This is a genomic window from Nocardioides dongkuii, from assembly GCF_014127485.1.
GTDB lineage: Bacteria > Actinomycetota > Actinomycetes > Propionibacteriales > Nocardioidaceae > Nocardioides > Nocardioides dongkuii.
Window position 1 is genome coordinate 1,115,908 of record NZ_CP059903.1, and the last position, 16,197, is coordinate 1,132,104.

The window sequence follows — 16,197 nt, forward strand, 5'->3', positions numbered from 1 at the left end:
TGCGGTTCAGGGCTGGGTCGGGTCCTGCCCTGCCAGGGTGCGCAGCACGTCGAGGGTCTCGGCCCCGTCCTGCTCGGTGCCGTGGTCGCTGAGCTTGACCACGACCGTGCGGGTCGTCGGGTTGACGTAGACGAACTGGCCGTAGACCCCGAGAGCGGTGTAGTCGGGGCTGACGCCGCCCGAGGGGTGCCACCACTGCGCGGAGTAGTTCCAGTCGCTCACGGGGTGCTCGGCGGGCGTGGTGATCCGGGCGATCCACTCCGCGGGGACGACCTCCTGGCCCGCGACCTGCCCGTCGTCGAGAACGAGCTGGCCGAGGTGGGCGAAGTCCAGGGCGGTCGCGTTCAGGCAGCAGAACGCCTTCTCCACGCCGCCGTCGGTGTCGAGGTTCCAGGTGGCGGAGCTCTGCGCGCCCATCGGTCCCCAGAGCCGTTCCGAGAGCAGGTCGGCCAGCGGCTTGCCCTCGATCTGTATCAGGATCATGCCCAGGAGCTGGGTGTTCACGCTGCGGTAGGCGCCCTGGGAGCCCGGGGTGAACTCGACCGCGCGGTTGTCGTGCAGGAAGCCGGGCATATCCGTGGTGAGCAGCATCCGGGCGGCCCCGACGAAGGGCCAGTAGGCCTTGTAGTTCTCCGAGACGTCCACGCCGGCCGTCATGTCCAGCAGGTCGTGCACGGTGATGTCGTCGTACTCGCTGCCCGACTTCAGCTCGGGCACCAGGTCGACCAGTCTGTCGTCCTCGCTGAGCTCGCCACGGTCGATGGCCTGCCCGATGAGCAGGGAGATCACCGACTTGGCCACCGACCACGAGTTCATCCGGGTGCCGGCGTCGATCCCGTCGGCGTACCACTCCTCGACCAGCTCCCCGTCCTGCAGGACGACCAGCGCCTTGCTGCTGGTGTTCTCGAGGAACTCCTCCAGTGAGATTCGGTCGCCCTTCCACGGCACGTCGTCGGGCAGGTCGCCCGTCCCGGCCGGGAAGGTGATGGGCCGGGTGGAGGCCGGAACCTGGTGCGCTGGGAAGAAGTCGCCCTGGCGCGAGGGCTCGCTCAGCGCGATCTGGGCCAGGCGCGTCGGCCTGGGGATCTCCATCGCGCGGGTGCCGAGGTACGCCCCGGCCGCCAGGACGACGACGAGGACCAGCACGGTGCCGAGCGCCCGGCGCAGCGGACGCCGGCGGCGGGGTCGTGCCGGGGGCGAGGCGGTCTCGGACACGGTGGAACTCCTCTCGGGGCTCCGGGCCGGGCGCCGGGCGGGGCGATCGTGACACACGGCGGCGCTCCCGACCCGCCGCCACGCGCGACCCTCCGCAGACACCAACAACCACCGAAACCCCGCGTGATCGTTCGCCTCAACGTCTGAAGCCACGCCGTGAGGTGCGGGTCAAGCTCGACCCTCCGGCTGGGCTCCCGACCCGGACCGGTGCCGATGATGACTCGCCTTGCACGACCCGTCCTGCTCCCTCGCCCTGACGGTCGGCGCCGTCCAGCTCGTGCCCACGGGCGCCCCCGGCGCCCCGCCGTCGGCCGCACCGGATCATCGTCCGAGCGGCGTCGTGACCTTCATGCGGCAGGACGACGGGACACTGGCAGACCTGGGTCGCCACCGCGGACCTTCGCGGCGGAGCACTGGGCCTCAGGGCGCGGAGGGGAACGCCGCCATCGCCGCGTGAGCGATCGCCAGGACCTCCTCGGTGGTGCCACCGTCGCGGGCGCAGCCGGACATGCCGCGCAGCACCGCCACGAGGAACGAGGCCAGCTGGTCGGTCCGGGTGCCGGCCGGGAGGTCGCCGTCTTGCACGCCGCGATCGAGCCGGTCACGGAGCCGCCGGTGGACCTCCTCGCGCTGGGCGGTGAGCCGCGGCTCGGTCAGCATCAGGCAGCCGGGAGGCGTCGCCGTGTCGGTGTGGGCGCGAGCGGTGTCCTCGAGCATCCGCGCGACGGCCTCGCGCGCGGTCGGCAGGTGGAGCGACTGGTCGAGGGCCTCGCAGGTGCGGCGGAAGTACGTGGCGGAGGCCTCTTCGAAGAGGCGGTGCTTGTCGCCGAACGCCGCGTAGAGGCTCGGTGGCGACACGCCCATGGCCGCGGTGAGCGTCGCGACGGACGTCTCCTCATACCCCTCGCGCCAGAACTGCTCGACAGCGGCGGCGAGCGCCGCCTCGCGATCGAAGCTCCGTGGTCGGCCGGCCATGCGACCATCATAACGTAGTGATCGCTATGGAATCTGGTACGGTTCCCACCGGAATCAATAGCGATCACTACAGAATGGAACGTCATGAAGCTCGAGGGATCGGTCGTGCTCGTCACCGGAGCGAATCGGGGCATCGGCGCCGAGTTCGTCAGCCTCCTCAAGGAACGCGGGGCCGCCAAGATCTACGCCGCCGCACGGGATGCCAGCTCGGTCCAGGCCGACGGCGTCGAGGTGATCGAGCTCGACGTCACGGACGCCGCCCAGATCGAGGCCGCGGCCCGCGCCGCGGGCGACGTGCAGGTCCTCGTGAACAACGCGGGGATCTCCACGGGCACGGCGCTGGTGACCGGGGACGAGGCAACCATCAGGCGGGAGATGGACACCAACTTCTACGGTCCGCTGCTGCTGACCCGCGCCTTCGCCCCGGTCCTCCGGGCCAACGGGGGCGGCGCCGTCCTCAACGTCATCTCCGCGTTGTCCTGGTTCAGCACTCCGAGCGCCGGCGCCTACGCCGCATCGAAGGCTGCGGCGTGGATGCTGACGGACAGCACCCGCCTCGAGCTCGCGTCACAGGGCACGCACGTCGTCGGTGTGCACATGGGTCTGGTCGACACCGACATGGTCAAGGGCATCGATGCGCCGAAGATCGACCCGGCCGCCGTGGTGGATGCGGCGCTCGATGCGATCGAGTCGGGGGCGCAGGAGGTGCTGGCCGACGACTGGGCGACGTTCGTGAAGTCGGGGCTCCTGCTCGACCCGAAGGAGCGGTACGGGCAGATCTTCGCCGCCCTCGGCGCGAGCTGAGCGGCCCAGGGCCCCACCCGCTCCAGGTCCCGGGAGAGCTGGTCGTTCGTCAGGGGCGTCGATAGGCGAGGAACACCGCTCCGGTTCGTGATCGGGCCGCCTTGGTCAGGGTCAGGCGTCGCAGGTTCACTGCCTCGGTCAGGAGATGCCGTCCCGTACCGGCAAGGGTGGGGACGAGGACGAGCTCGAGGCGGTCGACGAGGTCGGCGGCCAGGAGGTCACGGGCGAGGCCGATGCTCCCGTGGACACCGATGTCGGCACCGGGACCGGCGCGGAGGCGGTTGACGTAGGGGAGCAGCGAGTCGTCGGCAGGCACGGTGTGCGCCCAGCGCCCCGGGAGGGGTGCGGGGTCCGAGGTGAAGACGTGCTTGGTCGTGCGGTTGATGAAGTCGGCGAACGGCTGGACGTCGCTGCTGGGCCAGTAGTCGACCCAGTAGTCGTAGGTCCCGCGACCGAGGAGCACGTCGTCCTGGGTGGCGATGACGCTCGCGAGGTTCGCGAACACCTCGTCGTCGGCCTCGAACATCCAGTTCCCCGGCTCCTCGGCGACGCCGTCGAGGGACAGCAGGGTGTAGAGGACGACGTCGCGCACAGGGGTCTCCCGGGGGATCGATGTGGTGACGTGCGGATGGACCGTCGTGGCGAGGTGAACTCATCGGTGGCCACTCCGCGCACAGCGAGGTCGTCCGTGCGCCGCGTCAGCCCATGGGCCCGTGGGCCCCGGCGGGGGCGTCGACGTCGGTGTCGCTGCCGTTGACGCTCATGGTGTACGTGGCACCGGGCTCGATGGCGGCCGAGGAGCAGACGACCGAGGCGTAGTCCTTCTCGATCCGCTTCCACGTGTAGATCTCGCCCGGGGCTGTCGATAACGTCGGGACATGCACCGGATCTTCGCCACGAGCGTCGCGTCCGTCTATCCCCACTACCTGACGAAGGTGGAGAAGAAGGGACGCACGAAGGCAGAGCTGGACGAGGTCATCGGGTGGCTGACCGGCTTCGACGAACCGCGGCTCCGCGAGCACCTCGCGGCGGGGACGACCTTCGAGGAGTTCTTCGCCGAGGCGCAGCTCAACCCGAGCGTCTCGTTGATCACCGGCTCAGTGTGCGGGGTGCGCGTCGAGGACGTCGAGGATCCCTTGATGCAGAAGATCCGCTACCTGGACAAGCTGGTGGACGAGCTCGCCCAGGGCAAGCCGATGGCGAAGGTGCTGCGATCGGCTTCATGAGCTGGGCTGACGTGAGGTTGCGGGACAGCATTTCACCGGTGGAGTGAGGCCGTCCCGCGGGCCGGTCGACTCACATCAGGTAGTCGTCGTTGCTGGCTCGGATCGTGATGTCGCTGATGCTGACGCCCCACGGCTGGTCGATGGTGTGGAGCACCTGCTCGGCCATCAGGGCCGGGGACATGGCGGCGTACCCGATGCTGTCGGGACTGGTGAGGTCCGCGGGCGGATCGGCGCCGAAGATCCGGGTCATCTTGTCGTAGAACTGGGCCCGGTTCGTCCCGAGGACCGGGTCGATCGCCTCGGGGTTCAAGACGCCGGCGGCAAGCCCGGTGCCGGGCACCCCGGTCGGCCGGATCGTCGTCACCTTGATCGCGCCGAGTGACTCCTGCCGCAACGACTCGGACAGCACGTTGACCGCCGCCTTGGTCGCGCCGTACACGGCCGATCCAGCGACCGGATGGTTCCCGAACACCGACGAGATGTTGACGACGTGTCCGCGGCCCTGAGCCATCATCTGGTCGTGCACCGCGATGATGCCGTGCAGCACGCCCTTGATGTTGATGTCGATGCATCGGCTCCAGGCGTCAGCGGCCATCGCGTGGTCGGCGTAGAACGCCAGCGGCATCACGCCGGCGTTGTTGATGATGACGTCGATCGCCCCGAAGCGCTCGGTCACCCGGGTCGCGAACGAACGCATCGCACCGAGGTCGGTCACGTCGACGCCACCGGTGATGGTCCGGTCGCCGGCCAGGTCCGCGAGCGCGGGCTCGTCGATGTCGCACGCGCCGACGTTGGCTCCGCGCGCGGCGGCCTGCATCGTGAGCTCACGCCCGAAGCCGCCCGCGGCCCCGGTCACGATGAGCGTGCGGCCCTCCAGGTGGTTCAGCATCGCGTCCTCACAACGCGGAGCCGAGCTGGAAGACTGCTCCCAGGTCCTCACCGTAGGCACAGAAGTCAGGCGCGGTCGGCAGGCCCAGGGAGCGCAGCTCGTCGGCGATCGGGCCGTCGCCGACCGTGATCTCCACGTCGCCGGCATCCACGAAGCCCGAGGCCATGTCCATCGCCAGCGGGGTCGAATAGGCGACGCCGTCGAGGTAGGAGTAGCTGGACGTATCGATCCTGGTGGGCGCGCCGGCCGGCTCAGCGCGCGGCAGCGAGACGCGGAGGACCGACTGCTCGCCGTCGAGGAGCTCGAAGGTCACGGTGTCATCGGTGTAGGTCGCGTCGATCCGCATCACCGTCTTGGGGAACCCCATCACCTGGTTGCCGGCGAGGCAGGTGAACTCCTGGTCGACCGGCATCCGGTAGACGAAGGATCCGACGACCTCGTCACCAGCGCCGACGGGCCGCGCCAGGAAGCCGAGGTTGACCTCGTTGTAGTCGCCCCACGGGTTCTCCCGGTAGTCGACGAGACTGACGATGAGCTGCGCCATCCCCGGCGCGGTCTCGGCGATCTCGAACCGGTCTCCGGGGAGCAGCGCCGCAGCAGCGTCGGCGGGCACGCTGAAGCCCAGGGTGGCGGCGTTGAACGAGTTGACCTCCATCGGGAAGGTGATCTCTCGTCCTTGGATGGAGCCCCAGGTCGTGGTCGTCACGCTGCCGTCCTTCGGGTCGATCGGAATTGACTCGCGTCAAGTTAGCCGAAGTGTGTGACGTACGCCATGGTCATGCCGGGGACGTCGGCAGGTCGTGGTCCGTGGCGTTGACAGGGTCCGGCGTCGGGACCCGGGACTGTGGTGGATCCGTTCAACCTGCTTGAACCGAACCACCACAGTCCGCGCACAGCGAGGGCGTCCGCGCGCCGCTTCAGCCCATCGGCCCGTGGCCGCCGGCGGGGGCGTCACCGGCGACGACGTCGGTGTCGGTGCCGTTGACATTGACGGTGTAGGTGGCGCCGGGCTCGATGGCGGCCGAGGAGTAGACGACCGAGGCGTAGTCCTTCTCGATCGTGTACGCCGCCAGCTCCTCGCCGTCGGCGTCGGTGACGGTGACGGTCACCTCGGAGCCGGCGGGCGCGGTGGCCGGGAGGGCGGTGGCGATCCAGCCCTGGGGGGAGTCCGTCGCGGGAGCGGTCATCATCCCCGCGCTCCCGGAGGCGAGCAGCGTGCCGCCCGCGATCTCGAAGGTGCCGTTGACGTCCAGGGCCCCGTTGCCGGCGGAGGTCGGCCCGTACACCGTGACGTCTCCGCCCGTGATGGTGGCGTCGCCGTTGGAGTCGAGCCCGTCACCGCTCGACCACACCTCGACGGTCCCGCCGTTGATGTGGAGGCCCAGGGAGCTGTCCGCCGCCATGCCTCCGCCGGGCCCGGATCCGGGCGGGCCGTCCGTGGCGGCGCTGTCGTCGGAGGAGGCGACGTTGATCCCGTCGTCGGCGGAGTGCAGCTCGACGTCGCCGCCGTCGATGATGATCAGGGAGCCCTCCATCGCCTCGATCGAGCCGGTCACGTCGACGTCGCCGTCGGCGACGAGCACCTGCGTGCCCTTGATGCCGTCGTCCTGCGACGCCACCCGGACGGCTCCGCCCTCGACCAGCACGAACCCGGTGCCCGGGTCGGTGTTGTCGGACTTGATGCCGTCGTCGACGGCGTCGACGTCGACGGTGCCGGCCTCGACCACGAGGTAGTCCTTGCCGATGATGCCGTCGTCGACCGAGGTCACGGCGATGGAGCCGCCGGTGATCACCAGGCCGTCCTTGCCCACGATGCCGTTGTTGCTGTTGCCCGTGACGGCCAGGGCGCCGGTGCCGCCGATGGTGAGGTCGGCGGTGGAGTGGAGCGCGCCGGTGGGGGCGTCCTCGGAGGTGTCCTCGTGCGTCGAGGCATCCGCGAGCGCGTTCTCGCTGCCGTCGGCGAGGACGACGACGACCGACTCGGCGTCCTCGACGTTGAGCGCCGACGTCGTGTCCGAGGCGATCCTCGCCCCGTCGAGCACGAGCCGTACGACGCCGTCGGCGCTGCTGTCGACGACCACCTGGCCGGTCAGCTCGCCGTGCAGGCGGTAGGTCCCCGGGGCGGTGATGGTGACGGTCCCGTCGTCGCTGCGCACGGCGTCGCTGTCGGACGTCGCCGACGTGCCGGACAGGGCGACGTCCACGAGGTCCGCGTCGCCGTAGGAGATGTCACCGGTCTCGACCTCGATGTTCTCGGCGAGTGCCTCGGCGACGGTGGTCGCGTCCGTGGCGGGGGTGCTGGTCGTGGTCCGGTCGTCGCTGGCGTCGGACGTCCCGCAGCCGGCGAGGAGGACCGTCGCCATGGCGGCGGCCATGGCCTGGCGGAGTCGGGAGAGCTGCATGGTGCTGCCTTTCGAGGATGGGGTCACCTGGTGCACAGGCGGTGGGAGGGGAACGTCCCGGCCGTGCGGGGGACGTGGAGGAGGTGCTGGTCGAGGACGCGGTGCCACTTGAGCCGGGGGAGCTCGGGGTGGAGCGCGGCCATGCCGACGCCGTACTTGGAGATCCGGCAGGGTCGGTGCCCGCGGGACCACAGCAGCCGGTCGAACGCCGAGGGGCTCGACCCGCTCTTGGTCTCGACGATCGCCAGCGTCGGGCGCTCGAGGACCGGCCGGTCGACGCTGGTGAGGGACGTCCAACCGACGTCGGTGTCGATGGTGACCCGGCTGCGGGCCTCGGGCAGGTACAGGGTGGAGCGGCGGTACGCCGTGACGAGGACCGGCTCGAGCGCGGCGACGTCGACCGTGATGCCGGCGGCGGCGAGGCGGCCGGCCACGAACGCCCGGCCGTCGTGGGTGAGCGGTCCGTCGAGGGCGTCGTGGTGCGCGACCCGCTCCTTGACGGTCAGGTCGCGCCCGCGCCGGGTCTTGACCTCCAGCCACGAGGTCCCGGTGTCGAGGTAGGCGCGGGTGCGCACCTTGAAGCGGCGGCGTCGTCGGCGTCCGGCGAGCAGGTAGCTGGTCCGGTCGGGGGTGTCGAAGTAGGTCGAGCGGTAGCCGAAGTCGCGGACGCCCCGGATCTCGAGGGCGCGGGTGCCGGCGGGCGCAGCCGCCAGCAACCCGGCCAGCTCGGCGGTGCGTACGACGTACTTGCGGTCGACCCGGGCCAGGAGCGAGGCCTCCTCGACGAGGTCGTCGAGGCCGATGGGGTCGAAGCGGCCGACCGGGAGGAGCGCGGCGGCGGGAGCGCTGGTCATCGCGCTCATCGACGCCCGCCGACGCGCGGGAGCGGGTCCGGCACGGTGCCGGACGACGACGGGCGGTGCCGGACCTCGACGAGCGTGGTGTCGTTGACCAGGTCGGTACGCCGGACCGTGACGGCGAGGACCTCGGTGCCCAGGAGCTGCTCGAGGTGGGCCGTGAGCGCGGCGCCCTCGGTCATCGCCCGGTCGAGCAGCAGGTCCTGCTGCTGGACCGGCGGCGCCACCCGCGGGTGGTCGCCCAGCCACAGGGCGCCCAGGACGCCGGCGAGGAGTACGCCGTGCAGGACGGTGGGGGTGGTCGTCAGCCCGCAGATCAGGCCGATGGCCAGCGCCGCGAAGTAGTAGGCGATCTCGTGGTGGGCGAGCTCGTGCGACCGCAGGCGGATGATCGACAGCACGCCGAACAGGCCGAGGCCGAGCCCGGCGCCGACGGTGCTGGTCGCCAGGGTGGCGGTCACCGCCAGGACCGCGACGTTGATGCCGAGGTAGGCGACGACCAGCTCCCGGCGACGGTGGCGGGACAGGAAGAGGCCGACGAGGACGGCGACCGCGGCCACGTCGGCGGCGAGCATGGCGTACTGCTGCATCGAGGGGACTCCTGGGCTCGGGGGAGCGGCGAGTCGTCCTGCGGGCGAGCTCGCCGGCGCTAGGACCAGTACGCCGGTCCAAGCCCGGCCCCTCGTGTGCTGAGCCTGTGTGCCGCCTGTGAGGTGGGGGGCGGCGGTACGACGACCGTCGCGCGCCCGCTCAGCCCGCCAGCGTGCCGAAGCTGCTGCGGTGGAAGACGAGCGGCTGCGAGGTGTCGGTGTGCTCGACGGCGTGCAGGCGCAGGATCACGATGGTGTGGTCCCCGGCATCGACCTCGCGGTAGATCGTGCAGTCGAAGCGGGCCAGCCCCTCGTCGAGCGTGACGGCACCCGCGTCGGTCGTGGTCACGGCCACGTCGTCGAAGCGGTGCGCGACCGGCCCGGCGAGCTGGCGGCAGACCGCGCCGTGGTGCTCGGCGAGCACCGTCAGCCCGAGGTGCCCGGCGCGGCGCAGGGTCGGCCAGGTCTTCGAGGTGGTCGCCACCGAGAAGGACACCAGCGGCGGGTCCAGGCTCACCGAGGTGAACGAGCTGGCCGCCAGCCCCACGAGCTCGTCGTCCACCGACGCGGCCACGGCCACCACACCGCTGGGGAAGACCCCGAAGGCGGCGCGGAGCCGGGTCGCGTCGAGGTCCTGGTTCGTCGTGAGTGCGGTCATCGTCATGCGGTCGCTCCTGCTCTGCGGGGGAGGTCGTGGAGGCTGGCGGTGATGACGGGCCGGGCGCGCTCGAGCCACGCGGCGTACGACGCGGGGTCGTCGTGGGCCGCGTCCACGACGTAGAGCGCCCTGGTCGGGACGCTCGCGCCGATCTCGGTCAGCACCGGCCGCAGCGTCAGCTCCGGGGCGAGCGCGTGCCCGGGGCCGGCGCCCAGCATCAGCGGCACGGCCACGCCACTCAGCCCCTCGGTGCCGAACCGGTCGAGGAAGAGCTTGAGCAGCCCGGTGAACGTGCCCTTGTAGGTCGGGCAGGCGACCACGACCAGGTCGGCGGCCCCCACCTCGGCCACCAGGCCGGCCACCGTCGGGTCCGACCAGTCCAGCAGGGCCGGCCCCAGGGTCGCCAGGTCGACGACCAGGCCGGGCTCGGCGCCGGTGAGCTCACGGGCGAGGTGGACCGCGGCGCCCAGGGTGCGGGACGCCGGCTTGGGGTTGCCGACGACGACCGCCACGCGTGGCGCCGTCCCGGTGTGGTCGTGTGCGGTGCTCACACGTGGCTCCTGGTCGAGGGGTCGAGGGGCGCCGCCATCCTCACTTAAAACTATCAACTTGGTCAACTTAAGCGGTGGGCGTGTCGCGCCGGGCGGACGAGGGGCCGCGTTCCTCGTCACACCGCCGCCGTCGGGGAACGTACGGCGGCCCGCGGGTGCTCTACCAGGTGACCGCGCCACCGCACCGAGGGAGAGCCCCCATGAGCACCGCCCGCACGACCACCCTGGTCCAAGACCTCGACGCCCTGCACGCGTCGTACGTCGCGGCGATCAACTCCGCCGTCGAGTCCGACCGGGACGACGAGGTCGCCGAGCTGGCCGCGGCGTACGACCGCGAGGCGACGGTCATGGTCGCCGAGCGCGAGGGCAGGACGCACCTGCTGCCGCTCCTGCGCCGGCGCCGCCGCTCCGCGTGACCCTTCTCGCGAGCGTAGGGCGCGACGTTCGGGGGTAGTAGGAGGACTGCGCCGACCCCCAACGAGAAGGACTGACCCGTGCCACGCCAGAGGATCGCCGACCGCTACGACGTCGAACGGGCTGTCGGCCACGGATCCACCGGCACCGTCTGGCTGTGCCGGGACGCCGTGCTCGGCCGGCACGTCGCCCTCAAGCGGGTCGGCATCCGCCCGGGCGGCTCCGACGCCGACCTCGACCGCGCGATGCGCGAGGCCCGGTCGGCCGCCGCGCTGAACCACCCGCACGTCGTCTCCGTCTTCGACACCGTCGAGGAGAACGACGAGACCTGGCTGGTGATGGAGTACGTCGACTCCCGGACGCTCGGCGACCTCATCGAGGCCGAGGGCCCGCTGCCGCCGGAGCGGGTCGCCCGCCTCGGGGCGCAGGCCGCCGAGGGCCTGGCAGCCGCCCACGCCCGCGGCATCGTGCACCGTGACGTCAAGCCCGGCAACATCCTGGTCGACGCCGACGACCGCGCGAAGATCACCGACTTCGGCATCGCCCGCATCCAGGGCGACCCCCAGCTCACCACCGTCGGCGTCATCAGCGGCACCCCGGCGTACCTCGCGCCGGAGGTCGCCCGCGGCAAGAACCCCGGCGCCCCTGCCGACGTGTGGGCGCTCGGCGTCACGCTCTACCGCGCCGTCGAGGGCCGCGGCCCGTACGAGGAGCACGACAACGCCATCGCGATGCTCACCACGATCGCGTCCGGCCGGCCCCGGCCCCCCGAGCGCGCCGGTGTCCTCGAACTGGCGCTGAGCCGGATGCTCGACCCCGACCCCACCACCCGGTGGTCGATGGAGGACGCCGCGCACGCGCTGCGCCGCGCCGGTCGCGACCAGGCGCCGACCCCCGTCGCCACCCCCGCCGAGCCGACCCCGGCCGTCGCGCCGGTCCCCGCACCCGACGCACCCCCGGCGACACCTGCGGCGACACCTGTCGCGACGTCCGCGGACGGCGACGGCCGCCGGCGCGGTCCGCTCCTCCTGGCGGCTGCGGCGGTCGTCGTGCTGCTCGCCCTCGGGATCGGCTACCTCGCGCTCGGCGGCGACGACGACGGCGACGAACCGGCCGCCGACCCGAGTCCGACGTCCAGCTCGGAGCGGGAGCGCGACCAGGAGCCCGCCGGGCAGGGCGGCGGCACGCCGCAGGAGCCGGCGGACCCGGTGGAGGAGTCGCCGGCGACACCCGCTGAGCCCGAGGAGTCCGCTGAGGAGCCCGCCGAGGAGCCCGCTGCGGAGCCGGCGGGCGGGGCCGGGGCGGTCGTCACCGACTACTACTCCCTCCTCCCCACCGACACCGAGGCCGCGTGGGAGATGTTCACCCCCGCCTTGCAGGCGACGATGAAGGGCGGCTACGACGGGTACGCCGGCTTCTGGCGCACGATCAGCTCGGTCGACGTCCTCGGCACGCAGACCGTCCGGCCCGGCATCGTCAAGGTGACCCTGCGCTACGACACCGGTGAGGTCGAGACCCGCGAGATCGGCGTCGTCGACGAGGGGGACGGGCTGCGACTCGCCTCTGACCGAGTCGTGCCCACTGCCTGATCGGCGTGGCTGGACACCCTCGTTCATGACGCCGTCCCGGGTGCGCGCCGTCCTCGCCGTGGTGCTCGGCGCCTCGGTGGCCGGGCACGTCGCCGCCGCGCGGTCGTGGGGGTCCCGGCGGGCGGCGCCGGGGGACGTCGACCCCACACCCGACGGGCACGCGCTGGGGGAGACCGGCGAGCGCTACCGGTCGCTGTTCGAGTACCACACCAGCGCCGTCTTCTCCCTCGACCTCGAGGGCCGCTTCACGTCGGTCAACGCGGCGGCGGAGCGGACCAGCGGCTACACCGAGGACGAGCTGCGCGGCATGGCCTTCGCCGACCTCATCGAGCCCGACCACCTGGGGGCGGTCGCCGAGGCGTTCCTCGACGTCGTCGGCCGGCGCCCGCGGCACCTGGACACCGTGATCCTGCGCGCCGACGGCAGCCCCACGGAGCTCTCGATCACCGGCCTGCCGATCGTGGTCGGCGACGAGGTGGTCGGCGTCCACGGCATCGCCGAGAACGTCACCGAGCGCAACCGCCTCCAGCGCGAGCTGGAGGAGGCGCACCGCAGCGCCCAGCAGGCGAGCGAGGCGAAGTCGATGTTCCTCGCCAACGTCAGCCACGAGATCCGGACGCCCCTCACCTCGATGCTCGCCTCGTCCGAGCTGCTCGCCGAGAGCGACCTCGACCCGGTCCAGGTCCGGCTCGTCGAGACCCTGCACCGCTCCGGGCAACGGCTGCTGCGGCTGGTCGAGGAGATCCTCGACTTCTCCGCCATCGAGGCCGGCAAGGCGACGGTGTACGACGTCCCGCTCGATCTGCGGACCGTCGTGCTCGACGCGGTGGCGCTGGCGCGCCCGGAGGCCGAGGAGAAGGGGGTGCGGCTGGTCGTCGAGGTCGACCCGACCCTGCCGCCCGTGCTCTCCGGCGACCCGCAGCGGATCGCGCAGGTGCTCACCAACCTGCTGAGCAACGCTGTGAAGTTCACCGCCGAGGGCCAGGTCGACGTGCGCGTCGAGGTGGCCAAGCGCTCCGGGCCGGTCACCACCGTCCTGTTCCGGGTCGAGGACACCGGCATCGGGATGACCACGGATCAGCAGACCCGGCTCTTCGAGTCCTTCAGCCAGGGCGACGCGTCCGTGGGCCGCCAGTACGGCGGCACCGGCCTCGGCCTGGCGATCTGCCGGCAGCTGGTGACGCTGATGGGCGGCTCGATCTGGGCCTCGGGGACCCTGGGCGAGGGCAGCACCTTCGCGTTCGTGCTGCCGCTGGTCGAGCCGGCGTCAACGTGAGACCGGGACCCAGCGGCTCAGCGCGGCGCCGAGGTCGTCCGGTGTGAACGGCTTGGCGACGTAGTCGTCCATGCCGGCGGCCAGGCAGCGCTCGCGCTCGCCCTGGACCACGCCGGCGGTCAGCGCGATCACCGGCAGCCGCCGCCCGCCGTCCTCGCGACGCCGCAGCTCGCGGGTGGCGTCGTACCCGTCGAGGACGGGCATCTGGCAGTCCATCAGGACCACGTCGTACGCCGTCCGCTCGAGCGCGTCGAGGGCCTGTCGGCCGTCGCCGACCACGTCGGCGGTGAAGCCGAGGTGGGTCAGCACGCCGACCGCGACGATCTGGTTCAGCTCGCTGTCCTCGACCACCAGTGCGTGCCCGCGGGGCGGACGCTCGGCCTCGGCGTCGTCGATCCTGGCCGCCGCGTGCCGGCCCAGGACCTGCTGCAGCGCCTCGCGCAGGCGGGTCAGGTGCACCGGCTTGGTGAGGCGTACGTCGATCCCGGCCGCCGCGGCCTCGGCGGCGCTCACGTCCGGCCCGGACGTGAGCAGCACCGTGCCGAGGCGGATGTCGGGGTCCTCGGCGACCAGCCGCGCCAGCTCGAGTCCGTCCATGCCGGGCATGCACAGGTCGAGGATCGCGATGTCGAACGGCTTGCCGGCGCCGGCGGCGGCACGCAGCATCCGCAGGGCGGTCGGTGCGTCCTCGACGGTCGCCGTGCGGGTGCCCCAGGCGGTCGTCTGCTCCTGGAGGATGAGCCGGTTGGTCTGGTTGTCGTCCACGACCAGGACCCGCGCCCGCTCGAGGCCCCGGGTGAGCGGGACGGGGGCGATGTCGGGGTCGAGCGCCGCGGCGAGGGGCAGCGTGAACGAGAACGTGCTGCCCTCGCCGAGCGTGCTGCGTACCCGGAGCTCGCCGCCCATCGCGGCCACCAGGCGGCGGGCGATGGCGAGCCCGAGGCCGGTGCCGCCGTACCGCCGGGTGGTGGAGGAGTCGACCTGGAGGAACGGCTCGAAGAGCCGCTCGGTCTCACCCTCGGGGATGCCGATGCCGGTGTCGCGCACCTCGAAGTGGACCAGCACGAGGTCATCGGTGCCGGGGCTGTCGTCGGCGACGCGGGCCGAGACGACGACCTCGCCGTGCTCGGTGAACTTCACGGCGTTGCCGACCAGGTTGGTCAGCACCTGGCGCAGCCGGGTGGGGTCGCCCCGCAGGCCGAGCGGGAGGTCGGGGGAGCAGTAGGCCAGCAGCTCCACGCCCTTGGCCTGCGCCGCCGCGGCGACCAGCTCGCCGGACTGGCCGACCAGCTGGGCGACGTCGAAGTCGACCGACTCCAGCTCCAGGTGCCCTGCCTCCACCTTGGAGAAGTCGAGGATGTCGTTGATGATCGCGAGCAGCTGCTCGCCGGCGCCCTGCACGCCCTCGGCGTACTGCCGCTGGCGGTCGCCGAGATCGGTGGTGAGCAGCAGGCCGGTCAGCCCGATGACGCCGTTCATCGGCGTGCGGATCTCGTGGCTCATCGTGGCGAGGAACGCCGACTTCGCCCGCGAGCCCGTGAGTGCCGCGTCGCGGGCGCCGACCAGCTCGTCGCGGGCGAGGCGCTCGGACTCCAGCAGCCGGGCGGTGCGCACGAAGGCGAGGGCCAGCAGGATCCCGCCTCCCGCGAGCACCCAGCCCTTGCCGCTCGGCCCCGGCGTGGACGCGTCCACGGCCAGCAGGACCGGGGGGACCAGCAGCGGGAGGACGGAGATCGCGAGGCGGCGCAGGGTGGCCGGGCGCGTGGCGAGCCGCTCGCCGTCGTCCGGCCGCGCCCGATCGGGGGCGAAGACGGCCATCGCCAGCAGGCCGCTGCCGAGCATGAACGTCGCGTCGACCACCGCCGAGGTCGTGCCCTCGACGACGAGGACCAGGTAGCTGACGTCCGCCACCAGCCAGCACGCGATGCCGCCGGCGATCCACGCCGCCCCGGGGGCGCGGGTGCGCCGGTCGCCCAGCAACCGGCCCAGGAGGGCGAGCAGCACCGCGTCCAGGATCGGGTAGGAGGCCAGCACCGCGCGGACCGAGGCGGAGTAGGTGGGGTCGGAGACGATCGCCGCGATCGAGACGTGCCACGCGAGCAGCAGGGCGACCACGATGACCGTGACGGCGTCGATCAGCCCGTCGATCCCCGCCCCGCGCTGGCCGCGCACGAGGAGGACGACGAGCGCCCCGCCCAGCAGCAGGTACGCGACGGCGTACACCGGGTCGGCCCAGGTGGCGTCGGGCTCGAGCCCGGCCGCGACGTACCCGCTCCAGACGGCGTCGCCGGCGGCGGAGGCGCTGATGCCGCCCGCGACGAGCGCCGACACCCGCCGTCGGCCCGGCGGGGTGCGCAGCACGCCGATCCACGCGACGGACGCGGCCACCACGAGGCCGGCGAAGTAGGACAGCTCGCCGCCCAGGCCGGTCGGGTGCACCACCTGCACGACCGCGAGCACGAGCACGGCGACGAGTGCGGCCACGGGCAGGCGACCCAGCGCGGCGACGTGCCTCACGAGCCCCCCTCTCGTCGACCGGGCGGGTGTCCACGCCCCGGTCTGCGTGGTCCTTCGGCACCGCCGCGGCGTTCCTGAGGGGCTCCCGCCCGCCGTACCGGTGGTCGAGCAGCGAGGAGCGTCAGCGACGAGCGGTGTCGAGACCCCCGCAGCCGACGTACAACCTCAGCCAAGGCCCTGCCTCACCTCACCGGGTTTCGACAACGCTCAGGCGCAGAGCGCCTTCGCTGCTCA

At 72.3% G+C, this 16,197-nt stretch carries 17 protein-coding genes; 5 read left to right on the forward strand and 12 right to left on the reverse strand.

What is annotated here, in order from left to right:
• Nucleotides 1-6 precede the first annotated feature (6 nt).
• Both H4O22_RS05410 and H4O22_RS05415 read right to left on the reverse strand, forming a co-directional pair.
• The gene (locus tag H4O22_RS05410) at nucleotides 7-1,215 is read right to left on the reverse strand and encodes a serine hydrolase domain-containing protein (RefSeq protein WP_220451293.1); all 1,209 of its coding nucleotides are present in this window, start codon (nucleotides 1,213-1,215) and stop codon (nucleotides 7-9) included.
• Nucleotides 1,216-1,635: 420 nt separating this feature from the next.
• The gene (locus tag H4O22_RS05415) at nucleotides 1,636-2,190 is read right to left on the reverse strand and encodes a TetR/AcrR family transcriptional regulator (RefSeq protein WP_182526020.1); all 555 of its coding nucleotides are present in this window, start codon (nucleotides 2,188-2,190) and stop codon (nucleotides 1,636-1,638) included.
• A gap of 84 nt (nucleotides 2,191-2,274) precedes the next feature.
• Between H4O22_RS05415 and H4O22_RS05420 the strand changes: the two genes are divergently transcribed.
• Entirely contained in the window at nucleotides 2,275-2,994 is a 720-nt protein-coding gene (locus H4O22_RS05420; protein WP_182526021.1) for an SDR family oxidoreductase, read from the forward strand.
• 49 nt (nucleotides 2,995-3,043) lie between these two features.
• Here the strand turns inward: H4O22_RS05420 and H4O22_RS05425 are convergent, their stop codons facing one another.
• Together H4O22_RS05425 and H4O22_RS05430 are read right to left on the reverse strand one after the other, a co-directional pair.
• Nucleotides 3,044-3,586, reverse strand: coding sequence for a dihydrofolate reductase family protein (locus H4O22_RS05425; RefSeq protein WP_182526022.1), 543 nt, complete (start codon nucleotides 3,584-3,586; stop codon nucleotides 3,044-3,046).
• A gap of 106 nt (nucleotides 3,587-3,692) precedes the next feature.
• A complete protein-coding gene (locus H4O22_RS05430) occupies nucleotides 3,693-3,878 on the reverse strand; it encodes a hypothetical protein (RefSeq protein ID WP_182526023.1) in 186 nt (61 codons plus the stop codon).
• Between H4O22_RS05430 and H4O22_RS05435 the strand changes: the two genes are divergently transcribed.
• On the forward strand, nucleotides 3,873-4,220 hold the full coding sequence (locus H4O22_RS05435) for a DUF2200 domain-containing protein (protein WP_182526024.1): 348 nt from the start codon (nucleotides 3,873-3,875) through the stop codon (nucleotides 4,218-4,220). The genes H4O22_RS05430 and H4O22_RS05435 overlap by 6 nt on opposite strands.
• Nucleotides 4,221-4,290: 70 nt before the next feature.
• On the opposite strand, the gene H4O22_RS05440 is transcribed toward H4O22_RS05435, so the two are convergent.
• The 7 genes from H4O22_RS05440 to H4O22_RS05470 all read right to left on the reverse strand — a co-directional run bounded on the left by H4O22_RS05440 (nucleotide 4,291) and on the right by H4O22_RS05470 (nucleotide 10,167).
• Nucleotides 4,291-5,109, reverse strand: a complete 819-nt coding sequence (locus tag H4O22_RS05440; protein ID WP_182526025.1) for an SDR family oxidoreductase — start codon at nucleotides 5,107-5,109, stop codon at nucleotides 4,291-4,293.
• A 7-nt stretch (nucleotides 5,110-5,116) separates the two neighbouring features.
• Nucleotides 5,117-5,815 carry an acetoacetate decarboxylase family protein gene (locus H4O22_RS05445; RefSeq protein WP_220451294.1) on the reverse strand — a complete coding sequence of 233 codons (699 nt, stop codon included), beginning with the start codon at nucleotides 5,813-5,815 and terminating at the stop codon, nucleotides 5,117-5,119.
• A gap of 211 nt (nucleotides 5,816-6,026) precedes the next feature.
• On the reverse strand, nucleotides 6,027-7,511 hold the full coding sequence (locus H4O22_RS05450; protein ID WP_182526026.1) for a carbohydrate-binding domain-containing protein: 1,485 nt from the start codon (nucleotides 7,509-7,511) through the stop codon (nucleotides 6,027-6,029).
• A gap of 23 nt (nucleotides 7,512-7,534) precedes the next feature.
• The gene (locus H4O22_RS05455; RefSeq protein WP_182526027.1) at nucleotides 7,535-8,365 is read right to left on the reverse strand and encodes a polyphosphate polymerase domain-containing protein; all 831 of its coding nucleotides are present in this window, start codon (nucleotides 8,363-8,365) and stop codon (nucleotides 7,535-7,537) included.
• A 5-nt stretch (nucleotides 8,366-8,370) separates the two neighbouring features.
• Nucleotides 8,371-8,958: a DUF4956 domain-containing protein gene (locus tag H4O22_RS05460; RefSeq protein WP_182526028.1), complete on the reverse strand. Its 588-nt coding sequence runs from the start codon at nucleotides 8,956-8,958 to the stop codon at nucleotides 8,371-8,373.
• Nucleotides 8,959-9,118: 160 nt separating this feature from the next.
• Nucleotides 9,119-9,622 carry a flavin reductase family protein gene (locus H4O22_RS05465; RefSeq protein ID WP_220451295.1) on the reverse strand — a complete coding sequence of 168 codons (504 nt, stop codon included), beginning with the start codon at nucleotides 9,620-9,622 and terminating at the stop codon, nucleotides 9,119-9,121.
• Nucleotides 9,619-10,167, reverse strand: coding sequence for an NADPH-dependent FMN reductase (locus H4O22_RS05470; RefSeq protein ID WP_220451296.1), 549 nt, complete (start codon nucleotides 10,165-10,167; stop codon nucleotides 9,619-9,621). The genes H4O22_RS05465 and H4O22_RS05470 overlap by 4 nt, the downstream gene beginning before the upstream one ends.
• A 200-nt stretch (nucleotides 10,168-10,367) precedes the next feature.
• On the opposite strand from H4O22_RS05470, the gene H4O22_RS05475 reads away from it, so the two are divergent.
• From H4O22_RS05475 to H4O22_RS05485, 3 genes are all read left to right on the forward strand, one after another.
• Nucleotides 10,368-10,583, forward strand: coding sequence for a hypothetical protein (locus H4O22_RS05475; RefSeq protein WP_182526029.1), 216 nt, complete (start codon nucleotides 10,368-10,370; stop codon nucleotides 10,581-10,583).
• 78 nt (nucleotides 10,584-10,661) lie between these two features.
• Nucleotides 10,662-12,170 (forward strand): serine/threonine-protein kinase, encoded by a 1,509-nt coding sequence (locus tag H4O22_RS05480; RefSeq protein WP_182526030.1) that lies wholly within the window; start codon nucleotides 10,662-10,664, stop codon nucleotides 12,168-12,170.
• Between the two features lie 25 nt (nucleotides 12,171-12,195).
• Nucleotides 12,196-13,446 carry a PAS domain-containing sensor histidine kinase gene (locus H4O22_RS05485; protein ID WP_182526031.1) on the forward strand — a complete coding sequence of 417 codons (1,251 nt, stop codon included), beginning with the start codon at nucleotides 12,196-12,198 and terminating at the stop codon, nucleotides 13,444-13,446.
• Here H4O22_RS05485 and H4O22_RS05490 read toward each other — a convergent pair.
• A complete protein-coding gene (locus H4O22_RS05490; RefSeq protein ID WP_182526032.1) occupies nucleotides 13,438-15,963 on the reverse strand; it encodes a hybrid sensor histidine kinase/response regulator in 2,526 nt (841 codons plus the stop codon). The genes H4O22_RS05485 and H4O22_RS05490 overlap by 9 nt on opposite strands.
• Nucleotides 15,964-16,197: the final 234 nt, after the last annotated feature.

Bases quoted from the DNA above. Each gene is read 5' to 3' on its own strand.
- H4O22_RS05420 (WP_182526021.1), top strand. From the start codon at position 2,275: ATGAAGCTCGAGGGATCGGTCGTGCTCGTCACCGGAGCGAATCGGGGC.
- H4O22_RS05465 (WP_220451295.1), bottom strand. From the start codon at position 9,622: ATGACGATGACCGCACTCACGACGAACCAGGACCTCGACGCGACCCGG.
- H4O22_RS05475 (WP_182526029.1), top strand. From the start codon at position 10,368: ATGAGCACCGCCCGCACGACCACCCTGGTCCAAGACCTCGACGCCCTG.
- H4O22_RS05455 (WP_182526027.1), bottom strand. From the start codon at position 8,365: ATGACCAGCGCTCCCGCCGCCGCGCTCCTCCCGGTCGGCCGCTTCGAC.
- H4O22_RS05460 (WP_182526028.1), bottom strand. From the start codon at position 8,958: ATGCAGCAGTACGCCATGCTCGCCGCCGACGTGGCCGCGGTCGCCGTC.
- H4O22_RS05440 (WP_182526025.1), bottom strand. From the start codon at position 5,109: ATGCTGAACCACCTGGAGGGCCGCACGCTCATCGTGACCGGGGCCGCG.
- H4O22_RS05485 (WP_182526031.1), top strand. From the start codon at position 12,196: ATGACGCCGTCCCGGGTGCGCGCCGTCCTCGCCGTGGTGCTCGGCGCC.
- H4O22_RS05435 (WP_182526024.1), top strand. From the start codon at position 3,873: ATGCACCGGATCTTCGCCACGAGCGTCGCGTCCGTCTATCCCCACTAC.
- H4O22_RS05450 (WP_182526026.1), bottom strand. From the start codon at position 7,511: ATGCAGCTCTCCCGACTCCGCCAGGCCATGGCCGCCGCCATGGCGACG.
- H4O22_RS05415 (WP_182526020.1), bottom strand. From the start codon at position 2,190: ATGGCCGGCCGACCACGGAGCTTCGATCGCGAGGCGGCGCTCGCCGCC.